A 20,560-nucleotide genomic window follows, 5' to 3' on the forward strand; every position below is an offset into this window, starting at 1 on the left:
CGGCCCGCACGGGCTGTGCAAGTCAAGGAGATTAGTCGCCGGGTCCCCCGATTTGGCGCGTTGACAGTGCCGATGCGTCGGCGCAAACCCTCGCCGCGCCGCCTCCTAGGCGGCGTTCGTACATCATGGCCCCAGCCGAACCCTCCCAGACCCAGACCAGCGCGGACGCCGCGCCGCCACCGACCGCCCCGCACCATCCGGCGGGGACGGCGCTCGTCGTCGGCGCGCTGGGCGTCGTCTTCGGCGATATCGGCACCAGCCCGCTCTACGCGCTGCGCGAAACATTCCTGCACGGCAGCGGCATGGCGCCGACGCCCGAACATGTGTTCGGCGTCCTCTCCATGCTGTTCTGGGCGGTCACGCTCACCGTCACCATCAAATACGTCGCGCTCATCATGCGCGCCGACAACAAGGGCGAAGGCGGTGTGCTGGCGCTGGCCACCCTGGCGTCCCGCGGGCTGAACGGGAGGGCCCCGAAGGTCCGGATCGGCATCATCATCCTGGCCGTGATCGGCCTCGCCCTGTTCTACGGCGACGCCATGATCACACCGGCGATCTCCGTGATGAGCGCCGTCGAGGGTCTCTCGGCGGTGACCCCCGCCTTCACGCCGTTCGTCATCCCCCTCGCCCTCGTCATCCTGGTCGGCCTTTTCATGCTGCAGGCCCGGGGCACGGCCGATGTCGGCCGGCTGTTCGGCCCGGTCATGTTCGTCTGGTTCCTGGTCCTGGGCGTCCTCGGGGCGTGGCAGATCGCGAAAAACCCGGTGGTGCTGGAGGCGATCAACCCGATCCATGCCTACTATCTGGTCACGGACCAGGGATTCGGGATCTTCTGGGCCTTCGGTTCGATCGTGCTGGCCGTCACGGGCGCGGAGGCGCTCTACGCCGACATGGGTCATTTCGGTCGCAGGCCGATCCGGATCGGCTGGTTCGGCATCGTCATGCCGGGGCTCCTGCTCAACTACTTCGGCCAGGGCGCGCTCATCATCGAGAACCCGGCCATCATCCATCAGGTCTTCTTCGAGCTGGTGCCGAACGACTACATGATCTTCCTGGTGGTCCTCTCCACGCTGGCGACCGTGATCGCCTCGCAGGCGGTGATCACCGGCGTGTTCTCGCTGACCCGGCAGGCGATCCAGCTCGGCTATCTGCCGCGCATGGAGATCCACCACACGTCCGAGACGGCGATCGGGCAGATCTACATCCCGAGGGTGAACTGGCTGTTGATGTCCTGCATCATCGCCCTCGTGGTCGGCTTCGGATCGTCCGGCTCGCTGGCCGGCGCCTACGGCCTTGCCGTGACCGGCGCAATGCTGGTCGATGCGGCGCTCGCCATGGCCGTCGCAATCCTGGTCTGGCGTTGGGCCTGGCCGCTGGCTGCGGCGGTGTTCGGCTTCCTCGCCATCCCCGACCTCGCCTTCTTCATCGCCAACGCGCTCAAGATCCCCGATGGCGGCTGGCTGCCGCTGATCGTGGCCTTCCTCATCTACTTCACGATCACGACCTGGCGGCGCGGTCGCAAGATCGTCGCGACGGAGCTGAGCGAGGGCTCGTTGCCGCTGAAGCAGTTCCTTGAGCGCATGGAGCGCGCACCGGACCGCGTGGCGGGCACCGCCGTCTTCCTGACCGCCGATGCGAGCCACACCCCGGCCGCCTTCCTGCACAATCTCAAGCACAACAAGGTCCTGCACGAGCGCATCATCATCCTGCAGGTCGACACGATGGACGTGCCGGTCGTGTCCGACGCCAACCGCGTCGAGGTCGAGCGCCTGGGAAAGGGCTTCCATACGGTGATCGCCCACTATGGCTTCACCGAACAGCCTGACATTCCCGAGGCGCTGCGGGCCTGCCGCCCCCACGGCATCGCCTACGACGAGATGGAGACGTCGTTCTTCCTGGGCCGCGAGACCTTGGTGCCGTCGCAGCATTCCAGGCTCGGACGCTGGCGCCGCGACTGGTTCATCTCGCTCTCCCATTCGGCCTCGGCCACCAAGACCTTCTTCCGTATCCCGCCCAACCGCGCTATCGAACTCGGCAACCAGATTCAGATCTGAGGCCGCCCGCCATGTCGCGTTCTCCGCTCGTGCTGCTGCCGGGCCTGCTCAACACGCACCGCGTCTTCGCCCCGCAGGTCGAGGCCCTGGCGGACATCGCCTCCTTCACCATTCCCGAACTCTGGCACCACGACACGATGGCGGCGATGGCAGAGGCTGCACTGGCCGCGGCACCGCCGACCTTCGCCCTGTGCGGCTTCTCGATGGGCGGCTACGTTGCCTTCGAGATTTTCCGCCGCGCACCAGAGCGGGTCGAGCGCATCGCCCTGATCGACACCCAGGCCGCCCCCGATTCGCCCGAGACGGCCGCGCGGCGGCGGGGCTTCATCGAGCAGACGCAGATCGGTCGCTTCCACGGCATTCACCCGACCCTGCTGCCGCAGCTAGTCCATCCGTCGAGGGTCACCGACGAGAGCATCACGCAGCCGCTCTTCGACATGGCGTGCGACATCGGCGGCGACGGCTTCGTGCGCCAGCAGCAGGCGATCCTGGGCCGCGCCGACAGCCGGCCGCTCCTGGTCGAAATCGAGATTCCAACGCTCGTGATCGTGGGCCGCCAGGATCGCGTCACGCCCCTGGCGCGTGCGCAGGAGATGGCCAGCGACATCGCCAACGCCCGCCTCCAGGTCATCGACGAGTCCGGACACATGACCCCGCTGGAGAAACCGGCCGAGGTTTCGGCCGCCCTGAGGAGATGGCTGACGCAATGAACACGATCTACGCCCGCGAGGACGATCTCGGTGCCGACGAATATATCGACGTGGTGGCCAAGTCGGGCCTCAACCGCCCGATCACCGACCGCCCCCGCATCGAGCAGATGCTGAAGCAGGCCAACCTGATCCTGACCGCGCGTCAGGACGGCAAGCTCGTGGGCTTCGCCCGCTCGCTCACCGACTTCTGTTTCTGCTGCTATCTGTCGGACCTCGCAGTCGACAAGGCCTGCCATGGCCAGGGAATCGGCCGCCACCTGATCGAGATGACCCGCACCGAAGCCGGTGGTCCGAACACGACCACCCTGCTCCTCTCCGCGCCGACGGCGATGACCTTCTACGAAGGCATCAAGATGCCCAAGGCCGACAACTGCTTCCTCTATCGCCGGCAGGCTTGACCGACATCAAGGAGCGAAACGCCGACTGGTTCTAGGTCTCCGCGCAGCAATCGATGCGTGGAGTACGGAATGCCCCAGTCTCGCCGCCGCTGGCCGCTCCTGGTCGCGCTGCTCGTCGTGGCGCTGGCCGCCGGCGGGGGCGCCGCCTACCGCTACTGGCCGCGGGCGCAACCGACCTTCCTCACCCTGTACGGCAATGTCGACATCCGCCAGGTCGATCTCGCCTTCAACGCCACCGGCCGTCTCCAGGAGCTGCGCAAGGAGGAAGGCGACGCAGTGAAGGAAGGCGAGACCGTGGCGGTGCTGGAAGCCGACACCTATCGCGACGCCGCTTCGCTGGCCCGTGCCCGGGTCGAGGCACAACGGGCGGCGGTTGAGCGCCTCGAAACCGGCAGCCGTCCCGAGGAGATCGCCCGCGATCGCGCCCAGGTCGATGCCAACAAGGCCGCCGTCGTCGACGCCGAACTCCTCCTCAAGCGCCGGACCGAGTTGCTGGCCGGCGGCAACGTCTCGCGCCAGCTCTATGACGAGGCCAAGAACGGCTACGATTCGGCGCGCGCGCGCCTCGACATTTCGCAACAGGCTGCAAGACTGACCGAGATCGGCCCCCGCCGCGAGGATATCGAGCAGGCCAAGGCCCTGCTGAGGTCGGAAGAGTCGCTTCTTTCGCTGGCGGAGCGGCGGCTTGCCGACACTGTGCTGAAATCGCCGGCCGACGGGATCGTGCTCAGCCGAATCGTCGAGCCGGGCGCAATGGTCAGCCCCGCCAATCCGATCTTCACCGTGTCGCTCGTCGACAAGGTCTGGGTCCGCACCTACGTCTCCGAGCCCGATCTCGGTCGCATACGGCCCGGCATGGTGGTGACGGTCGTCACCGACACCGATCCGACCCGCCCCTACGAAGGCTGGATCGGTTTCATATCGCCCACGGCCGAGTTCACGCCGAAGACCGTGGAGACCACCGAACTGCGGACCCAGCTCGTCTATCGGCTGCGCGTGTTCGTCAAGAACCCCGACGATCGCCTGCGCCAGGGCATGCCGGTCACGGTCCGCGTGCCGCTCGGCGCCGGCTAGGCCGGCCATGCCCGCAACGGTCACACTCACCGACCTCAGCAAGAATTTCGGGACAACGGCCGCCCTGACCGACGTGACCGCCACGATCGCCGCCGGCCAGATCACCGGTCTCGTCGGTCCGGATGGCGCCGGGAAGACGACGCTTCTGCGGCTCGTTGCCGGCCTGCTCACGCCGGACAAGGGAACGCTGGAGATCCTCGGTCATCCGGCCACGGAACGCGACGCGGTGCGCGGCGATATCGGCTACATGCCGCAGCGCTTCGGCCTCTACGAGGATCTGACGGTCCAGGAGAACCTGAACCTGCAGGCGGACCTGCACGATCTGGACGCGGCAGCCCGCGGCGAGCGCTTCGCGACGCTGCTGCAGTTCACCGGCCTTGCACCCTTTACCCGCCGGCTGGCGGGGCAGCTCTCGGGCGGCATGAAGCAGAAGCTTGGGCTCGCCTGCGCCCTGCTGCCCCGGCCCAAGCTGCTGCTGCTCGATGAACCGAGCGCCGGCGTCGATCCCGCCTCCCGCCGCGAACTCTGGCGCATCGTGCGGACGATGGCGGGCACCGGCGTTGCCATCGTCTGGAGCACCGCCTACCTGGACGAAGCCGAACGGTGCGACAGCTTCCTGTTGCTCGATGGTGGCCGCCTCCTCGCCTCCGGCAATCCTGCCGACTTCACCCGCCGGCTGGAGGGGCGCACCTTCCTGATCGACCTGCCCGAGCGACAGCGGCATCGCATCCAGCGTGCCGCAGCGGCGCTGCCGTCGGTTGCCGACGCCACCATCCAGGGCCGCAGCCTCCGGCTCGTGCTCAAGGAGGGATGCGCGTTGCCCGACGTCGCGAAACTCGTCGGCACCAGCTCGCTCGCACGTCCGACGCGGCCGCGCTTCGAGGACGCGTTCGTGAGCCTGCTCCTGGCCGAGCGCCCGCCGGTCGCAGCGCCGGCGATGCAGGCGACCTCAGCTCTCTCCACCGACGGTATCGCGATCGAGGCCCGCGACCTCACGCGCGACTTCGGGAGGTTCCGGGCAGTCGACAAAGTGAGCTTCACGGTCAAGCCCGGCGAGATCTTCGGGCTGCTCGGGCCCAACGGCGCGGGCAAGTCCACGACCTTTCGCATGCTCTGCGGCCTGCTGGCGCCGAGCGCCGGTTCGGCGCATGTCGCCGGCGTCGATCTCGGCCGCGCCCGGGCCACGGCGCGCGAACGCATCGGCTACATGTCCCAGAAATTCTCGCTCTACGGCAATCTGTCGGTTCGCGACAATCTCGACTTCTTCAGCGGCGTCTATGGCCTCGCCGGCCAGCGCCGGTCGAGCCGCATCGCCTGGACGATCGAGAGCTTCGACCTTGCGGCCGTCGCCGACCTGGAAGCGGGGGCCCTGCCGCTCGGCTTCAAGCAGCGCCTGGCGCTCGGGTGCGCGCTCCTGCACGAACCGCAGGTTCTGTTCCTCGACGAGCCGACATCGGGTGTCGATCCCCTGATGCGGCGCGAATTCTGGTCGCGCATCGGCGCGCTGGCCGAGGGCGGCGTCACCGTGCTGGTGACGTCGCATTTCATGGAGGAAGCCGAGTACTGCGACCGGCTGGGCATCGTCTATGCGGGACGGATGATCGCCTCCGGAAGTCCGGATGCGATGAAGGAGCGGTTCGTCACGGCGGACCTGCCGGAGCCGACGCTCGAAGACGCGTTCGTAGGCTTGATCCGCGAGCATGACATGGAACGGCAAGGCGCGGCCGCCGCATGACATCGCCCCAAACCTTCTTCCGTCGCTTCGCCGGGCTGCTGCACAAAGAGTTCGTGCAGATCGTGCGCGACCCTTCCTCGATCGCGATCGCGCTCGTGATGCCGGTGGTGCTGCTCCTGCTGATCGGCTTCGGCATCTCGCTCGACGCCCGCAATGTGCGCTTCGGGATCGTCGACGAGAACCGCAGCGTCGAATCGGCGGGCCTGTTCCAGGCCTTTGCCAACACGCCCTACTTCCGTCCCTTCTCCTTCCTCACATCGAAGGCGGCCGAAGCCGCCCTGATGCGCGGCGACATCGAAGGCTTCGTGGTGCTGCGCAGCGATTTCTCGCGGCGCGTGGCCGATCCGATCCGCGCCGCCGACATCGCCATCGTGGTCAACGGCGTCGATGCCAACAATGCCCGCATCGTCACCGGCTATGCCCAGGGCGTCGTGGCGACGTGGCTGCTGGGCCACCGGCGCGACCGCGCCCAGCCCGCATTGGCCCCCATCACGGTCGAGAACCGCTACTGGTTCAATCCCGAGATCCGCAGCACCAACTTCATCGTGCCCGGCCTCATCGCAATGGTCATGACCATGATCGGCGCCCTGCTGACCGCGCTCGTGGTGGCGCGCGAATGGGAGCGCGGCACGATGGAGGCCATGCTCGCCTCGCCGGCCAGCATGACCGAAATCCTGCTGGGCAAGCTGGTCGCCTATTTCGTGCTGGGCCTTGGCGGCCTCGCGGTCTCGGTCTTCATCGGCCTGGTCGTCTTCGAGGTGCCGTTCCGGGGCTCCGCCGAGGTGCTCGTTGCCGTCTCCTCGGTGTTCCTCATCGTCTCCCTGGCGATGGGCCTGCTGATCTCGACGGTCGCGCGCAGCCAGTTCGTCGCGGCCCAGCTCGCCTTCCTCGTCACCTTCATGCCGGCGCTGATCCTGTCGGGCCTCATGTTCGACATCGAGAGCATGCCGCGCTGGGTGCAGATGGTGACGACGGTCTTTCCGGCCCGCTACTTCGTGTCGAGCCTGCAGACCCTGTTCCTCGCCGGTACGGTCTGGCCCGTGCTGCTGCCCAACCTCGCCATGCTGGTGGGCTTCGCCGTCCTGTTTCTCGCGCTGGCCATCGCCCGCACCCGCCGCAGCCTGGAGTAACGACCATGTGGCGCCGCATCGCCGCGCTGATCCTCAAGGAATTCAAGATGCTGTGGAAGGACCGCAAGAGCCGCATGGTTCTCGTCGTCCCGCCGCTGGTGCAGCTCATCCTGTTCGCGAGCGCCGCCACGTTCGAGGTCACGGATGCCGCGCTCGGCCTGTGGATCGAGGACCGGGCGCAGCCCACGCAGGAACTGGTCAGCCGCTTCGAGGCCTCGCCCGCCTTCCACGTCGTCGCGCGTTTCGACAATCCGCAGGCCGTCCAGGAGGCGCTCGACGCGCAAAAGGTGAAGGCGGTGCTGCATGTCGGCCAGACCTTCTCGGCGGACGTCGCCGCCGGCCGCCCGGCCCGCGTCCAGCTGCTGCTCGACGGGCGAAAGTCGAACGCCGCCCTCATCCTGCAGAGCTATGCGCTGGGCATCGTCGAAAGCTACAACCTCGCCCGAGCCGGCCAGGCCGCCGCTGAACTCAGCATTCACCCGCGCGCCTGGTTCAATCCCAATTTCGACAGCCGCTGGTTCATCCTGCCGGGCCTGACGGTGCTGCTCACCATCGTGGCCACCCTGCTGATCACGGCGCTCTCGGTCGCCCGCGAGCGCGAGCTCGGCACCTTCGAGCAGCTCCTCGTCACGCCGTTGCGCCCCATGGAGATCCTGGTCGGCAAGACCGTCCCGGCACTCTGCATCGGCTTCGTCGAGGCCAACCTGATCGCCACGCTGACATGGTTCGCCTATGGCGTGCCCTTCGTCGGCAGCGTCGTCCTGTTCAACGTCGCCATCGCGATCTTCGTCCTGTCCGCGGTGGGGATAGGCCTGGTCATCTCATCGGTGGCCAAGACGCAGCAGCAGGCGATCCTCGGCGTGTTCCTGTTCCTGTCGCCCGCGATGGTGCTGTCCGGCTTCACGACCCCGATCGCCAACATGCCCGACTGGGCACAGGCTCTCACGCATCTCAATCCGATCCGCTACATGGTGACCCTGAGCCGCGGGATCTTCCTGCAGGATCTCCCGTGGGCGCTCGCCTGGCCCCAGCTCTGGCCCATGGCGCTGATCGGCTGCGTCACGCTGGGCTATGCGACCTGGCTGTTCTCGCGCCGCCTCGAGTAGGCGACGCGCTTCGTCGATCAACCGCCGCGTTGCGCCTGGATCGCCCTCTGCAGCTCGCGTTCGAAGCCCTTGAGAGACTGCATGAACGGTCCCGCCATCGTGTCCTGCAACTGGAGCTGGACCTGGATCTGCGAGCCCGTACGCAGCTGCTGCAGCAGTTCAGCCGACTTGCCCTCGTCAAACTGGCAGATGCCCTGCCCGCAGATGCTGGTCGAGATGAAGGGGTTCGAATCGACCTGGATGCTGGCCCGCACGCCCTGGCCGTCGCCGACCACGGAAATCTTGTTGTAGGCCGCCGAGTAGCGCATCACGAGGAACTGGCCGAGCAGGCTGTTGCCGTCGATCGTCGCCTGCGCGCCGCAATCCTTGCCGCCCTCCGAAGAGCAGTACATGACCCACTTGTCGGGCGGCTGGTCCTGCGCGAAAGCCGGCAGCGAAAAGGACCATGCGGCGACCGCTACGCCGGCAGCCACGAATACGGATCGCATCATCTTTAGCCCTGCTCCCGGGTTTGCCAACTTTCCAAGCGCAACCTATGTAGCCGCCCACGCACCCGCTGACAAAGGAACCCTTCGCATGTCCGAGACCCTGAAACTCGTCGCCTTCTGCGGCAGCCTGCGCAAAGCCTCCTTCAACCGCCTGTCGCTGCACGCCTTCGTCGAGCGGCTGCCGGCCGGCGCCACGTGCGACACGATCGAGATCGGCGACTGGCCGCTCTACGACGCCGATCTGCAGGCCAAGGGCTTCCCCGACAAGGTCCAGGCGGCGCAGAAGGCCATGCTGGAGGCCGACGGCATCGTCCTCGTCAGCCCGGAATACAATTACGGCATCTCGGGCGTGCTGAAGAACGCCATCGACTGGCTGTCGCGCATGACTCCGCAGCCCTTCGCCGCCAAGCCGGTCGCCCTGTTCGGCGCCTCGATGGGCGTCCTCGGCACGGCGCGCGCGCAGTACCAGCTCCGCCAGACGCTGGTGTTCCTCGACGGCCGTCCGGTCAACAAGCCCGAGGTCATGATCGCCCAGGCGCAGAACAAGTTCGCCGACGGCAAACTCACCGACGAGATGACGGGCAAGCTGCTCGGCGATCTCGGCGCCGCACTGGCGCTGGCCTGCCGCCAGGCCAAGGCCGCCGCTGCCGTCAAATAGGTCGATGACGCAGAACATCTACGACACCGCCGCGTTCTTCGCGGGCTACAGCCGCCTTCCGCGTTCCGTGGAAGGGCTGGCGGCCGCGCCGGAGTGGCCGACCCTGCAGTCGATGCTGCCCGACCTGCAGGGACAGCGGGTCGCGGATCTCGGCTGCGGCTTCGGCTGGTTCTGCCGCTGGGCTCGCGAGGCCGGGGCCGCCTCCGTGCAGGGCCTCGACGTGTCGGAGAACATGTTGGCGCGGGCGCGCGAAACCACGGCCGATCCCGCGATCCGCTACGAACGCGCCGACCTCGAAACGCTCGCCCTGGCCGAGGGCGTGTTCGATCTCGTCTACAGTTCTCTCGCCTTCCACTATGTCGAGAACCTGCGCGGCCTGTTCGAACAAGTGCGCCGTGGCCTCGCGCCGGGCGGCCGCTTCGTCTTCTCGGTCGAGCATCCGATGTACACCGCGCCCGGCCGCCCTGGCTGGACCCGCGATCCCGACGGCCGCTTCGCCTGGCCGTTGAACCGCTATCACGAGGAAGGCGCTCGCTCGACCGACTGGCTGGCCAAGGGCGTGATCAAGCAGCACCGCACCCTCGCCCGCTACGTCAACCTGCTGATCGAGAGCGGCTTCACCCTCGCGCGTCTGGAAGAATGGTCCGCGAGCGCGGACGACGTTGCCGCCCATCCCGACTGGGCGGGTGCCGACGAACGCCCCTCTTTTCTTTTGATGGCAGCACACTGATGACGACCCGCGAACAGGCCCGCGAACTGATCGAGCGACTGCACGAGATCTGGGGCACCGGCGAACTCGACGCGGTCCCGGAAATCTATGCCGCCGACTTCGTGGCGCATATGCCCAAGGGCTGGGGCAAAGGCGAGAATCGCGACGGGCACGACGGCATCCGCCGCGCCATCGAACGCATCCGCGCCGGTTTTCCCGACTGGCGCGAACATATCGACGACATGATCATCGACGGCGACCGGGTCGCCGTGCGCTATCACTCGACGGGAACCCATCTCGGCCCCTTCGGCAAACGCGCGCCGACCGGCCATGCGATCCATGTCGACGAACTCTCGATCTTCCGCATCGAGAACGGCCTTGTCGCCGAGCAATGGTGCCTCAATGACGACCTCGCCTTCGACAAGCAAATCGACGGCAAGAGCCTCGACTAGGACGAGATCGGCCAAGGGTCGGCTCGAAATGGCGACCCGCTTGAGACGACGGAATTGCCGGATGATCCTTCGGTCCAGACCGAAGGAATGTTCGTCGCATCCGTGGTAGCAAGCCGGGCCATGGCGTCGAGACTGCCCCTCCTCATCCTGCTGATCGCCGTCACCTGCCTCAGCCAGTTCTATCGCGTGTCGAACAGCGTGATCGCGCCCGAGCTGGTGCGCGACCTCGACCTGAGCGCGCGCCAGCTCGGCTGGGCCGGCAGCGCATTCTTCTTCGCCCTGTTCGCGGTGCAGATCCCGGTCGGGCTATGGTTCGACCGGTTCGGCGCACGCCGGACGGTGGCCGCGCTATCCCTGCTCGCCATGCTGGGCTCGCTGTGGATCGCCAATGCGAGCGACGCGGGAGACCTGATCGCCGGCCGCACCATCGTGGGCGTGGGCTGTGCCGCCTCGTTCATGTCGGTGGTGTTCCTGTGCTCGCGCTGGTTCGAGCCGGCGAAGCTCTCGACGCGCCTCTCCTGGGTGTTCGCGGCCTCGAACATCGGCACCCTGGCGGCCGCCACGCCGCTCGCCTGGATCGCGGCCACGGTGGGGTGGCGCAGCGGCTTCCTCGGGCTCGCCGTCGTCACGCTGCTGGTGGCCGTCGGCTTCCTGGTCTTCGTGCAGGACCGGCCGCCGGAGTATCGCGGACCCGAGCCCGCGCGCGAATCGCCGGGCCAGATCCTGCGCGGGTTGTGGGAAGTCTGGCGCACGCCCGGCCTCGGCCCGGTGCTCTCCATGCACTTCTTCGCCTACGCCACGATGCTGACGGTGCTGGGCGTGTGGGGCGGTCCCTATCTCTACGACGTGCACAAGCTCGACGGTGTCGCCCGCGGCAACGTGCTGCTCGCCATGGGCGTGGCGCAGATCCTGGGCATCCTGGCCTATGGACCGATGGATCGGGTCCTGCGCTCGCGCAAGCGCGTGGTGTTCGGCGGCGCGGCGATCTCCATGGTACTGCTGGCGATCCTGGCCGCGCTGTCCCATCCGCCGCTCTGGCTCGCGGTCTCGCTGCTGATCGCCTTCTGCTTCTTCTGCGCCTACGGGACGGTGATCGTGGCGCAGGGCCGCGCGCTGTTTCCCGACCGGCTGGCCGGTCGCGGCGTCACCACCGTGAACATGGCGCAATGCCTGGGTCTCGCCGTGCTGCCGGCCACCGCCGGCTACATCGTCGAGGCCTTCGGGGCCGGCGACACGGCCTATCGCTGGGTGTTCGGGGTCCTCGCCGCCGGACTCGTGCTGGGCTCGTTCGCCTATGTGCGGGCGCGCGACAGTTTCACGGCACGCGGGTAGAGTGCCCCCGAAAGGGAGAATCCGTGGTTGCGATGACGGCGCGTATCTTGGCGGCAATCCTCATGCTGGCCGTCTCTGCGGCGCCGACCATCGCCCAACCCGCGGGATCGGCGACTTCGCGCGCGCCCGCGATCCATCCAGCAACCGGCCTGAAGTTTCCGTCCATCGTCGGCCGCGATTTCCGACTGGTGCGATCGATCGACCATGGGCGGAGCGAAGCAAAGCCGGAGTTGGGCTATAGCCTGACCTACCTCGTGGCACCGCCGCTCGATGGCGTAGCCCGGGTCAATATCTTCAACGGTGGCATGGCCTCGATACCGTCCGGGGCCGACAGCACGCTTGTTGCAGAACAGTTCGACCAGCTTCTTGGTGAAATCCGCCAGCTCACACCGGAAGCCGACGGGTTGAAGATCGTGAACGGCCCGGCCGAATGTTCCCCGGGTGGGATTTCCTTTCGCTGCGTCACGCTGCGGGCAGTCATCCCGACGACCCTGGTACAGATCCACTCGACGCTGGCGGTGACCGGCTATCGCAACCACTTCCTCTCCATCTGGCTGGAGTGGAACGGCACGAAGGCGGACCCGGTGGCGGCCGACGCCTCCCTAAACGATCTGGTGGACGCGATGACGCGCTGACTACTTCGTCGCTTCCTTGAGATAGGCGATGAGGTCGGCGAGCTGGCCGGCGTTCTTCACGCCGTTGTAAAGCATCTTGGTGCCGGGCACCTTGCCCTTGGGATCGCGGTTGTATTCGGCGAGCGTCGTCTCATCCCAGACGATGCCGGAATTCTTCATCGCATCGGAATAGGCATAGCCCGCGCTGGTGCCGGCCTTGCGGCCGAACAGACCGTGCAGGTTGGGGCCCGTGACCTGCGCGCCGTCCTTCTCCACAGTGTGGCACGACTTGCACTGGGTGTTGAAGACGCGCTGGCCCTTCGAGGCCTCACCCGATTGCGCGGCGGCGGGGCCGGCCGCGGTCGCCGTGCCGGCGACGATCACAGCGGCGGCAGTGATCCAGTTCCTCATCACGCTACTCCTGATGCTTCCGGCGGAAGATGCCCTATATCGGTGCGATGCAGCAAAGCCTGTTCGACCCAGATGGCGGAAAGGAGGCGCTGGCGCCCGGCGCCACGCTGTTGCGGGGATTCGCACGAAAGCGTGATCTCGCGCTGTTGGCGGCGATCGACGAGATCGCGGCCCAGGCGCCGTTCCGGCGCATGGTGACGCCCGGCGGTTTCGAGATGTCCGTGGCGATGACCAATTGCGGTGCCGCCGGCTGGGTCACGGATCGAACCGGCTATCGCTATCAGGCGCACGACCCATACGGCGGCGCGCCGTGGCCAGCAATGCCAGCCGGGTTCCTCGCGCTGGCCGACGAAGCGGCAAGCGCGGCGGGGTTCGCGACCTTCGTTCCCGACGCCTGCCTGATCAACCGCTACGAGCCCGGCACGAAGCTGTCGCTGCACCAGGACAAGGACGAAGCCGATTATGCCCATCCCATCGTCTCGGTCTCGCTCGGCCTGCCCGCCACCTTCCAGTTCGGGGGACCGAAGCGCGGCGATCCCGTCCGGAAGGTCGCGCTGGAGCATGGCGACGTGGTCGTCTGGGGCGGAGCGTCCCGCCTCTTCCATCACGGCGTGCTGACATTGAAAAGCGGCGAGCATCCGCTGACCGGACGCCGCCGCTTCAATCTCACGCTTCGGAAAGCGCTCTAACGGGAGTGCCTACTCCGGCTTGATGTTCTGGTCCTTGATCAGCGTCGTCCAGCGCTTCTCCTCCTTCTCGAGGAAGGTCTTGAACTCGGCCGGTGTCGAGGCGCGGATCTCCACACCCTGCGGCTTGAAGCGCTCGATCATCTCGGGCTCGGCCGCGATCTTGGCGATCGCCTTCTGCAGCTTGTCGACGATCGCCTTGGGCGTGCCGGCCGGCACGATCATGCCCTGCCAGAACACGGCCTCGAAATCGGGCAGGCCTGCCGACTCCACCACGGTCGGGATGTCGGGGAAGGCGGGCGACCGCTTGAGGCTCGAGATCGCGATGGCCCGGGTTCGGCCCGTCGCCAGCACCGGCTTGGCCTCCAGCGCGGCCGAGAACATCATCTGGGCCTGGCCCGAAGCCACGTCCTGTCCGGCCTGGGCGCCGCCCTTGTAGGGCACGTGCGTGATGTTGAGGCCGGCCTGCGCCTTCAGCAGTTCGGCCGCCAGATGATTGGTGGCCCCGATGCCCGAGCTCGCGATGTTGAACTTGCCGGGGTTGGCTTTCACGTAGGCGATCAGCTCGGCCATGTTCTTGGCGGGGAAGTCTGCGTTCACGTGCAGGATGAAGGGCGTGAACGACATCAGCGACACGAGCTCGAAGCTCTTGTTGGGGTCGTACTGGACCTGACCCGTGAGCGTCGGGTTGATGATCAGCGACGTGCCGGCGGCATAGATCGTGTAGCCGTCCGGTGCGGCCTTGGCGACGAAGTTCGAGGCCACGGTGGTGGCCGCGCCGGCGCGGTTGTCGACGATGAACGGCTTGCCGAGTTCGGCCGAGAGCTTCTCGGCATAGACGCGGGCCACGGCGTCGTTCACGCCGCCCGGCGGATAGGGCACGACCAGCGAGACCGGCTTGGTCGGCCAATCGGTTTGCGCCGAGACGGCAAACGGCAGCAGCAGCGCGGCCAAGGCCGACGCCACGAATACGGAACGCTTCATTTTCTTCCTCCCAGGATTCTCTGTCTTATCTATTCGGCGACGAAGACGGGCAGCGTCACCTCTTTGTTGACCGGCTCGAAGCCGAGCTTCACACGCCGGCCGATCTTCAGCTCGGCCTCGGGAATGCCGTGCAGCTGCGCATTGACCCGCACGCCGGCATCCATGTCGACCAGCGCCACGATGTAGGGCGCCGACGCCTTGAAAAAGAAGTTGAACGGATGGTGGCACACCGTCCAACTGTGCAGGCTGCCGCCCAGCGGCGCTTCCTTGAACTCGCTCTCCATCGAGAAGCAGTGCGGGCAAACCGGCCGCGGATAGTGCCGGACCTTGCCGCAGGACGAGCAGTATTGCAGCAGGAAGCGTCCATCGCTCAGGCCATCCCAGTAGGGCTGGCTTTCGCGGGTCGGCGTCGGCAGCGGACGTTCGGGGGCCGGCGGAACGACCGGCGCGGGAGCCTGGCTCATGCCGCCCTCCTGAGGATCGCGATCGAGCCGTCGCCCATGTCGCCATAGCCGGTGACGAGGCCGGTCTCGGCATCCTTCACCTGCGCCCGGCCGGCCTCACCGCGCAGCTGGCGCGTGAGTTCGATCACATGGTTGAGGCCCACGACATGGCCTTGGCTCAGCAGCCCGCCATGGGTGTTGATCGGCAGCTCGCCGCCCAGGCCGATGCGGCCGTCCATCACGAACGGGCCGCCCTCGCCGGTCTTGCAGAAGCCCAGGATCTCGAGCTGGCGGATCACCGTGAAGGTGAAGCAGTCGTAGATCTCGGCCACGTCGATGTCCTTCGGTCCGACGCCCGCCATCGCGAAGGCGCGCGGCGCCGACTTCACCAGGCCGAACTCCAGCAGGTCGGGGCGCTGCGCGATCGACGCCGGCGAGTCGGGATGGCCTTCGGCCGTGCCGGCGATGGTGACCAGCGGCTTCCTGAGGTCCTTCGCGCGCTCGGTGGCGCTGATGATGACCGCCGCGCCGCCGTCGCTCTCCAGGCTGCAGTCGAACAGGCGGAACGGATCGGCGATCATGCGCGAGGCGTGATGATCCTCGACCGTCAGCGGCTTGTTCATCACGACGTTGCCGTTGAGGATCGCGTGCTGGCGCGTGACGACGGCCACTTCGGCGAACTGCCGCGCCGTCGTGCCGTAGAGTTCCATGTGGCGGCGCGCCCCCTGGGCGTAGAGCTGGGCCGGCGCGAACATGCCGATCGGCGCCTCGAACTCGGCCGCCTGCGCGAACACCGGGAACTGCTGCAGGCGCGTGGACACGCGAGAGCCGGAGTAGCCCGTACGGCCGACCGAGATCAGCACGTGTTTGCAGACGCCGGTCGTCACCGCCATCGCCGCCATCTGGATGGCGGCGACGCAGGTGGCACCGCCCATCGGAATGAAGGCCGAGAGCGTGAGATCCTTCAGGCCGAGATTGGCGATGAAGTCCTCGGCAATCGCACCGCCCGGAAAGTACGGGATCACGCCATCGACGTCGCGCGGGTCGATCCCGGCATCGTCGAGCGCCCTGAGACTGGCCTCGAGTTGCAGCGCGAGCCCGCTCTTGGTCGTGCCGCGCGTGTAAGCGGTCTCGCCAATGCCGCTGACGGCCGCCTTGTCGCGAAGCGGATGCACCATCTTGATTTCCTCCGGCGCGCATTGTGCCGGAAGCGGCGCATGAGGCAATCAGTCTGCGCGGATATTTCCCGCCTTGATCACCTCGCGCCACCGCGGCAGCTCCTTGGCGATGAGCGCCGTGTAGCCCTGCGAGCCCAAGGTGCCAGGCCGGATGCCGAGCTTGTCGAAACGCTCCTTGATCTCGGCGCTTTGCAGGGCAGCGGCGATTTCCACCTCCCATCGCTTGGCGATCTCGGGCGGGATTCCGGCCGGCGCGGAAAAGCCGAACCAGTTGGTCGCCACGACCTCCGGAAATCCCGCCTCGCGAAAGGTCGGCACGTCCGGCAGCGTCGGCGCGCGCTGGTCCTCGCTCACCGCGAGCGGCTTCATGCGCTTGGACGCGAAGTAACCGCTCGCCGTCGGCAGGCTTTCCATCAGGGCGGTGATCTGGCCGCCCATCAGGTCGTTCATGGCCGGCGCCGAGCCGCGATAGGGAATGTGCGTGAGCTGTGCCTTGGCCGCGAGCGCCAGGAGCTGCCCCACGAGATGGTTCATCGTGCCGTTGCCGCCCGAGCCGTAGGTCACCTCGCCCGGCTTGGCCCGCGCCATCTCGATCAGTTCCTGCACCGAGCCGATCGGCGACGTGCCGTTCACCGCCAGCACGCTGGGGAAGGTGCCGACCAGGTGGATATGCGTGAAGTCGGCCAGCGGATCGTAGGGGACGTCCTTGTAGAGAACGGGTCCGATGCCGTGCGACGCCGCGCTGGAGATCATGACGATGTGGGTGTCGCCGCGCGCCTTGGCGACGATGTCCGCCCCCAGCATGCCGCCGGCGCCGGGCTTGTTCTCGACGACGATGGGCTGGCCGAGCTTCGTGCCGAAATACTCCGCCAGCGCCCGTGACATGATGTCGGCCGCGCCCGCGGGCGGGAAGTTGACGATCCAGCGGATGGGCTTGGTCGGCCAGGCGGCAGTCTGCGCCGCGGCGATGCCCGGCGAAGCGACGGCGGTGGCGGAGGCGGCGCCGGCGATCAGGAGATGACGTCGAGAAAGCATGGTTCTTGCTGAGCCTCCGGGGCCGTCGGGCTGTTAATGGACGACGGCATGGTGCAACATGCGTGCCGGCCGCCGCCGGCGACTGGAGTGATGATGGATTTCGACCTTGTCTTGCGCGATGTGCGGCTCGCCGACAGTACGCCCGATCAACCGACCACCGACATCGGCGTCGTCCAGGGCCGCATCGCCGCCATAGCGCCGAAGCTGGGCGGCAGCGCCAGGGAAGAATACAAGGGACACGGCCGCCTCGTCTGCTCCGGCTTCGTCGACACCCATATCCATCTCGACAAGGCCTGCATCCTCGGCCGCTGCGAGCACAACACCAAACGCATGCCGCATCTCGCGATGGAGCGCGTGTCGGCGGTGAAGCACACGATGACGGTCGAGGACGTGATCGAGCGTGCCTCGGCCACCATCGAGAAATGCATCAGCCACGGCGCCACCCGTATGCGCCCTCATTGCGAGGTCGATCCCAAGATCGGGATGCGCGGTTTCGAGGGCGTGAAGGCACTGGTCGACAAGTACAAGTGGGCGATCGACATCGAGCTCTGCGTGATGCCGCAGGAGGGCCTCACCAACAATCCCGGCACCGACGAGTTGATGGTCGAGGCGCTGAAGAACGGCGCCCGGGTCGTCGGCGCGGCGCCCAGCTACGACAGCGACAGCGCCGCCCAGATCCATCGCGTCTTCGAACTGGCACGCGAGTTCGATGCCGATATCGACATGCATGTCGACAGCGGCCCCACGGCCGAGCATCTCGACACGCTGCTGGTCTGCGATCTCACCGAGAAATACAAATGGGGCGGCCGGGTCGCCGTCGGTCATGTCGGCAAGCTTTCGACCATGCCGTTCAAGGACCTCGACAAGGTCGCCCGGCGCATGGCCGACACCGGCGTCGCCGCGACCGTGCTGACCGCGACCGACCTCTATCTCGGCGGCCGCCACACCGACCACAACGTGCCGCGCAACGTCCTCGACCTGAACTTCCTGACCGAGCGCGGCGTCACCTGCTCGGTCGCCTCCAACAACATCCTCAATCCGTTCACGCCGTTCGGCGACGGCCAGCTGCTGCGCCAGGTCAACATGCATGCCATCGTCACCCAGCGCGCCAATGACGACGAGGTCAAAGCGCTGTGGGACATGACGACCAAGACGGCCGCCAGGCTGATGCGCAAGGACGATTACGGCATCGCCGTCGGCGGTCCGGCCGATCTGGTCGTGCTCGATGCCCCTGATTCCGTCATGGCGCTCAGGACCATCGCGCCGGTCCTCGCCGCCTACAAGAACGGCCGGCGCACCGTGACGCGCGAACCCGTCAAGCTGCACCGGCCGTAATCGATTTCAAGAAGAGGAAGCTATGTCGAAAGAAGAACTCGTCTCCCTGTCGTCGGTGGAGATGCGCCGCCGCATCGGCACCAAGGAAATCTCGCCGGTCGAGCTGCTCGATGCCTGCCTCGAGCGCATCGAGGAGGTGAACCCCGCCGTCAATGCCGTGACCGCGATGTGCGTCGACCGCGCGCGCAAGGAAGCCAAGGCCGCCGAGGCCGCGGTGCGCCGCGGCGAGGACCTGCCGCTGCTGCACGGCCTGCCGACCGGCATCAAGGACCTCGAGGAGACCAAGGACCTCCTCACCACCTACGGCTCGCCGCTCTATCGCGACTATGTGCCGGGCTACGACAACGTCATGGTCGGCCGCGTGCGTGCCGCCGGCGGCATCGTCGTCGGCAAGACCAACGTGCCGGAATTCGGCGCCGGCTCGAACAGCCGCAACCCGGTCTGGGGCGCCACCGGCAATCCCTTCAACCCGATGCTGAACGCCGGCGGCTCGTCGGGCGGCTCGGCCGCCGCGCTCGCCACCGACATGCTGCCGGTCTGCACCGGCTCGGACACCGGCGGCAGCCTGCGCAACCCGGCGGCCTTCTGCGGCGTGGTGGGTTTCCGCCCCTCGCCGGGCATGGTCGCGGTCGAACGGCGCGCCATGGGGTGGACGCCGATCTCGGTGCTGGGCCCGATGGGCCGCAACGTCGCCGATGTCTGCCTGCTGTTCGCCACGCAGGTCGGCCAGCATGACAGCGATCCGCTGTCCTTCCCGCTCGAGCCGGAAGCCTATGCCGAGCCGTGGCCGGTCGATCTCGGCAGCCTGCGGGTCGCCTACACCGAGGATTTCGGCGGCGCGCCGGTCGAGAAGGCGATCCGCCAGACCTTCCGCGAGAAGATCAAGGCGATGAAGCCGTTCTTCCGCAGCCTCGACAAGGTGGACGTCGATTACGGCGGCGCCGACCGCTGCTTCGACGTGATTCGCGCGGTGAGCTTCCTGTCGCGCTACCAGGACGCCTACACCAACAATCGCGAGATGCTCGGGCCGAACATCATCGCCAACTACGAGCTCGGCGCGAAGCTCAGCCTGGCCGACTTCGCCTGGGCGCATGGCGAGCAGACGCGGATCTTCCGCGCCTTCCAGGAGATCTACAAGGAGTACGACCTGGTCATCGGTCCGACCGTCGGCTTCTCGCCCTTCCCCTGGAAGCAGCTCTACATCGAGGAGATGGACGGCAAGAAGCTCGGCACCTACTACCACTGGATGGCCACCAAGTACTTCGTCACCCTGACGTCGAACCCCGCTGTCTCGCTCCCGTGCGGCGTCGACGGCAACAAGATGCCGTTCGGCCTGCAGGTGGTCGGCCGCTTCCGCGGCGATGGCGAGGTACTGGGCGCGGCGCACGCCATGGAGCAGGCGTTCAAGACCAACCCGGTGCTCGCCCGGCCGCTGCCCAACATCGCCAAGCTGCACAAGCCGGTGCCGGCGCTGAAGTCGATCGTCACGCATCCGCCCAAGCTCAACGCCAAGGTCGCGCGCGGCCCGGCGCCCGGCGCGCTCTAGCCTCGGGGAGCCTGAAACGCCCGGCACCCGTTGCGGTTGCCGGGCGGTGCGCTTTACAAAACTTCAACTTTTCGCCCGCCCGATGCCACTTCGGGCGGCGTACCTCGTTCTAGGGACAAGTGCCTGTCGTGAGACACGGTTCGACCCGAAACGGAGGTAGCGATGAACAAGCTGAAGTTCGTGATGGCGGCGGGCCTGCTGGCCGCAACCGCCGCCTGCACCCAGACCGGCTACGACAATTCGTACGCCTACAACAGTGGCTACAACAGCCGCCCCGCGTACAACAACGCCTACTACAACAGCCGTCCGGCCTACGGCGGCAACTACGCCTACAACAACAGCGGCAACTACAACAACGCCCCGCGCTACGGCTATCAGGGACGCCGCGGCCCCAACGGCGACTATGATCGCGACGGCGTGCCCAACCGGCGCGACATCGACGCCAACGGCGACCATATCCCCGACGCCTTCCAGCGCTAGGC

The 20,560-nt window shown here is 67.1% G+C and carries 22 protein-coding genes; 16 read left to right on the forward strand and 6 right to left on the reverse strand.

Annotated elements, in window-relative coordinates; translation table 11 throughout:
• Positions 1-125 precede the first annotated feature (125 nt).
• From ACO07I_RS11285 to ACO07I_RS11315, 7 genes are all read left to right on the forward strand, one after another.
• The gene (locus ACO07I_RS11285; protein WP_422017306.1) at positions 126-2,054 is read left to right on the forward strand and encodes a potassium transporter Kup; all 1,929 of its coding nucleotides are present in this window, start codon (positions 126-128) and stop codon (positions 2,052-2,054) included.
• Between the two features lie 11 nt (positions 2,055-2,065).
• Positions 2,066-2,764: an alpha/beta fold hydrolase gene (locus ACO07I_RS11290; protein WP_422017308.1), complete on the forward strand. Its 699-nt coding sequence runs from the start codon at positions 2,066-2,068 to the stop codon at positions 2,762-2,764.
• Positions 2,761-3,162 (forward strand): GNAT family N-acetyltransferase, encoded by a 402-nt coding sequence (locus ACO07I_RS11295; RefSeq protein WP_422017310.1) that lies wholly within the window; start codon positions 2,761-2,763, stop codon positions 3,160-3,162. The genes ACO07I_RS11290 and ACO07I_RS11295 overlap by 4 nt, the downstream gene beginning before the upstream one ends.
• Positions 3,163-3,231: 69 nt before the next feature.
• Positions 3,232-4,236 carry an efflux RND transporter periplasmic adaptor subunit gene (locus tag ACO07I_RS11300; protein ID WP_422017312.1) on the forward strand — a complete coding sequence of 335 codons (1,005 nt, stop codon included), beginning with the start codon at positions 3,232-3,234 and terminating at the stop codon, positions 4,234-4,236.
• Between the two features lie 7 nt (positions 4,237-4,243).
• Positions 4,244-5,971 carry an ATP-binding cassette domain-containing protein gene (locus ACO07I_RS11305; protein ID WP_422017314.1) on the forward strand — a complete coding sequence of 576 codons (1,728 nt, stop codon included), beginning with the start codon at positions 4,244-4,246 and terminating at the stop codon, positions 5,969-5,971.
• Positions 5,968-7,101 (forward strand): ABC transporter permease, encoded by a 1,134-nt coding sequence (locus tag ACO07I_RS11310; protein WP_422017316.1) that lies wholly within the window; start codon positions 5,968-5,970, stop codon positions 7,099-7,101. Before ACO07I_RS11305 ends, ACO07I_RS11310 begins: the two co-directional genes overlap by 4 nt.
• A 5-nt stretch (positions 7,102-7,106) precedes the next feature.
• The gene (locus ACO07I_RS11315; protein ID WP_422017318.1) at positions 7,107-8,207 is read left to right on the forward strand and encodes an ABC transporter permease; all 1,101 of its coding nucleotides are present in this window, start codon (positions 7,107-7,109) and stop codon (positions 8,205-8,207) included.
• A 17-nt stretch (positions 8,208-8,224) separates the two neighbouring features.
• On the opposite strand, the gene ACO07I_RS11320 is transcribed toward ACO07I_RS11315, so the two are convergent.
• On the reverse strand, positions 8,225-8,698 hold the full coding sequence (locus ACO07I_RS11320; RefSeq protein ID WP_422017320.1) for a hypothetical protein: 474 nt from the start codon (positions 8,696-8,698) through the stop codon (positions 8,225-8,227).
• Positions 8,699-8,783: 85 nt separating this feature from the next.
• On the opposite strand from ACO07I_RS11320, the gene ACO07I_RS11325 reads away from it, so the two are divergent.
• From ACO07I_RS11325 to ACO07I_RS11345, 5 genes are all read left to right on the forward strand, one after another.
• A complete protein-coding gene (locus ACO07I_RS11325) occupies positions 8,784-9,353 on the forward strand; it encodes an NADPH-dependent FMN reductase (protein WP_422017322.1) in 570 nt (189 codons plus the stop codon).
• A 4-nt stretch (positions 9,354-9,357) separates the two neighbouring features.
• On the forward strand, positions 9,358-10,083 hold the full coding sequence (locus tag ACO07I_RS11330) for a class I SAM-dependent methyltransferase (RefSeq protein WP_422017324.1): 726 nt from the start codon (positions 9,358-9,360) through the stop codon (positions 10,081-10,083).
• Positions 10,083-10,514: an ester cyclase gene (locus tag ACO07I_RS11335; RefSeq protein ID WP_422017326.1), complete on the forward strand. Its 432-nt coding sequence runs from the start codon at positions 10,083-10,085 to the stop codon at positions 10,512-10,514. The genes ACO07I_RS11330 and ACO07I_RS11335 overlap by 1 nt, the downstream gene beginning before the upstream one ends.
• A gap of 120 nt (positions 10,515-10,634) precedes the next feature.
• Positions 10,635-11,846 carry an MFS transporter gene (locus ACO07I_RS11340; RefSeq protein WP_422017328.1) on the forward strand — a complete coding sequence of 404 codons (1,212 nt, stop codon included), beginning with the start codon at positions 10,635-10,637 and terminating at the stop codon, positions 11,844-11,846.
• A gap of 32 nt (positions 11,847-11,878) precedes the next feature.
• Positions 11,879-12,481, forward strand: a complete 603-nt coding sequence (locus tag ACO07I_RS11345; protein ID WP_422017330.1) for a hypothetical protein — start codon at positions 11,879-11,881, stop codon at positions 12,479-12,481.
• Here ACO07I_RS11345 and ACO07I_RS11350 read toward each other — a convergent pair whose 3' ends face one another.
• Positions 12,482-12,871: a c-type cytochrome gene (locus tag ACO07I_RS11350; RefSeq protein ID WP_422017332.1), complete on the reverse strand. Its 390-nt coding sequence runs from the start codon at positions 12,869-12,871 to the stop codon at positions 12,482-12,484. It lies immediately after the preceding gene.
• A gap of 47 nt (positions 12,872-12,918) precedes the next feature.
• On the opposite strand from ACO07I_RS11350, the gene alkB reads away from it, so the two are divergent.
• Positions 12,919-13,560, forward strand: coding sequence for a DNA oxidative demethylase AlkB (gene alkB, locus ACO07I_RS11355; protein ID WP_422018223.1), 642 nt, complete (start codon positions 12,919-12,921; stop codon positions 13,558-13,560).
• A gap of 9 nt (positions 13,561-13,569) precedes the next feature.
• Here the strand turns inward: alkB and ACO07I_RS11360 are convergent, their stop codons facing one another.
• Genes ACO07I_RS11360 through ACO07I_RS11375 form a run of 4 tightly spaced genes read right to left on the reverse strand, consistent with a single transcriptional unit; the run spans position 13,570 to position 17,197 of the window.
• On the reverse strand, positions 13,570-14,541 hold the full coding sequence (locus ACO07I_RS11360) for a Bug family tripartite tricarboxylate transporter substrate binding protein (RefSeq protein ID WP_422017334.1): 972 nt from the start codon (positions 14,539-14,541) through the stop codon (positions 13,570-13,572).
• A gap of 29 nt (positions 14,542-14,570) precedes the next feature.
• On the reverse strand, positions 14,571-15,005 hold the full coding sequence (locus ACO07I_RS11365) for a Zn-ribbon domain-containing OB-fold protein (protein WP_422017336.1): 435 nt from the start codon (positions 15,003-15,005) through the stop codon (positions 14,571-14,573).
• Positions 15,002-16,162 carry a thiolase family protein gene (locus ACO07I_RS11370; protein WP_422017338.1) on the reverse strand — a complete coding sequence of 387 codons (1,161 nt, stop codon included), beginning with the start codon at positions 16,160-16,162 and terminating at the stop codon, positions 15,002-15,004. Before ACO07I_RS11370 ends, ACO07I_RS11365 begins: the two co-directional genes overlap by 4 nt.
• Before the next feature lie 48 nt (positions 16,163-16,210).
• On the reverse strand, positions 16,211-17,197 hold the full coding sequence (locus ACO07I_RS11375) for a Bug family tripartite tricarboxylate transporter substrate binding protein (protein WP_422017340.1): 987 nt from the start codon (positions 17,195-17,197) through the stop codon (positions 16,211-16,213).
• Positions 17,198-17,290: 93 nt separating this feature from the next.
• Here ACO07I_RS11375 and ACO07I_RS11380 point away from each other — a divergent pair, with 93 nt between their 5' ends.
• The 3 genes from ACO07I_RS11380 (at position 17,291) to ACO07I_RS11390 (ending at position 20,558) form a co-directional block, all read left to right on the forward strand.
• Positions 17,291-18,532 (forward strand): amidohydrolase family protein, encoded by a 1,242-nt coding sequence (locus ACO07I_RS11380; protein ID WP_422017342.1) that lies wholly within the window; start codon positions 17,291-17,293, stop codon positions 18,530-18,532.
• A 22-nt stretch (positions 18,533-18,554) separates the two neighbouring features.
• Positions 18,555-20,078, forward strand: a complete 1,524-nt coding sequence (locus tag ACO07I_RS11385) for an amidase (protein ID WP_422017344.1) — start codon at positions 18,555-18,557, stop codon at positions 20,076-20,078.
• 162 nt (positions 20,079-20,240) lie between these two features.
• Complete coding sequence (locus ACO07I_RS11390) at positions 20,241-20,558, forward strand: hypothetical protein (RefSeq protein WP_422017346.1); 318 nt, start codon at positions 20,241-20,243, stop codon at positions 20,556-20,558.
• Positions 20,559-20,560: the final 2 nt, after the last annotated feature.

The sequence above is a fragment of the Reyranella sp. genome (assembly GCF_965227665.1).
In the GTDB taxonomy this organism is placed as follows: domain Bacteria; phylum Pseudomonadota; class Alphaproteobacteria; order Reyranellales; family Reyranellaceae; genus Reyranella.

Bases quoted from the DNA above. Each gene is read 5' to 3' on its own strand.
- ACO07I_RS11390 (WP_422017346.1), top strand. From the start codon at position 20,241: ATGAACAAGCTGAAGTTCGTGATGGCGGCGGGCCTGCTGGCCGCAACC.
- ACO07I_RS11320 (WP_422017320.1), bottom strand. From the start codon at position 8,698: ATGATGCGATCCGTATTCGTGGCTGCCGGCGTAGCGGTCGCCGCATGG.
- ACO07I_RS11365 (WP_422017336.1), bottom strand. From the start codon at position 15,005: ATGAGCCAGGCTCCCGCGCCGGTCGTTCCGCCGGCCCCCGAACGTCCG.
- ACO07I_RS11325 (WP_422017322.1), top strand. From the start codon at position 8,784: ATGTCCGAGACCCTGAAACTCGTCGCCTTCTGCGGCAGCCTGCGCAAA.
- ACO07I_RS11360 (WP_422017334.1), bottom strand. From the start codon at position 14,541: ATGAAGCGTTCCGTATTCGTGGCGTCGGCCTTGGCCGCGCTGCTGCTG.
- ACO07I_RS11305 (WP_422017314.1), top strand. From the start codon at position 4,244: ATGCCCGCAACGGTCACACTCACCGACCTCAGCAAGAATTTCGGGACA.
- ACO07I_RS11345 (WP_422017330.1), top strand. From the start codon at position 11,879: ATGACGGCGCGTATCTTGGCGGCAATCCTCATGCTGGCCGTCTCTGCG.
- ACO07I_RS11330 (WP_422017324.1), top strand. From the start codon at position 9,358: ATGACGCAGAACATCTACGACACCGCCGCGTTCTTCGCGGGCTACAGC.
- ACO07I_RS11340 (WP_422017328.1), top strand. From the start codon at position 10,635: ATGGCGTCGAGACTGCCCCTCCTCATCCTGCTGATCGCCGTCACCTGC.
- ACO07I_RS11290 (WP_422017308.1), top strand. From the start codon at position 2,066: ATGTCGCGTTCTCCGCTCGTGCTGCTGCCGGGCCTGCTCAACACGCAC.
- ACO07I_RS11380 (WP_422017342.1), top strand. From the start codon at position 17,291: ATGGATTTCGACCTTGTCTTGCGCGATGTGCGGCTCGCCGACAGTACG.
- ACO07I_RS11375 (WP_422017340.1), bottom strand. From the start codon at position 17,197: ATGCTTTCTCGACGTCATCTCCTGATCGCCGGCGCCGCCTCCGCCACC.
- alkB (WP_422018223.1), top strand. From the start codon at position 12,919: ATGCAGCAAAGCCTGTTCGACCCAGATGGCGGAAAGGAGGCGCTGGCG.
- ACO07I_RS11295 (WP_422017310.1), top strand. From the start codon at position 2,761: ATGAACACGATCTACGCCCGCGAGGACGATCTCGGTGCCGACGAATAT.
- ACO07I_RS11370 (WP_422017338.1), bottom strand. From the start codon at position 16,162: ATGGTGCATCCGCTTCGCGACAAGGCGGCCGTCAGCGGCATTGGCGAG.
- ACO07I_RS11315 (WP_422017318.1), top strand. From the start codon at position 7,107: ATGTGGCGCCGCATCGCCGCGCTGATCCTCAAGGAATTCAAGATGCTG.
- ACO07I_RS11310 (WP_422017316.1), top strand. From the start codon at position 5,968: ATGACATCGCCCCAAACCTTCTTCCGTCGCTTCGCCGGGCTGCTGCAC.
- ACO07I_RS11300 (WP_422017312.1), top strand. From the start codon at position 3,232: ATGCCCCAGTCTCGCCGCCGCTGGCCGCTCCTGGTCGCGCTGCTCGTC.
- ACO07I_RS11350 (WP_422017332.1), bottom strand. From the start codon at position 12,871: ATGAGGAACTGGATCACTGCCGCCGCTGTGATCGTCGCCGGCACGGCG.
- ACO07I_RS11385 (WP_422017344.1), top strand. From the start codon at position 18,555: ATGTCGAAAGAAGAACTCGTCTCCCTGTCGTCGGTGGAGATGCGCCGC.
- ACO07I_RS11335 (WP_422017326.1), top strand. From the start codon at position 10,083: ATGACGACCCGCGAACAGGCCCGCGAACTGATCGAGCGACTGCACGAG.
- ACO07I_RS11285 (WP_422017306.1), top strand. From the start codon at position 126: ATGGCCCCAGCCGAACCCTCCCAGACCCAGACCAGCGCGGACGCCGCG.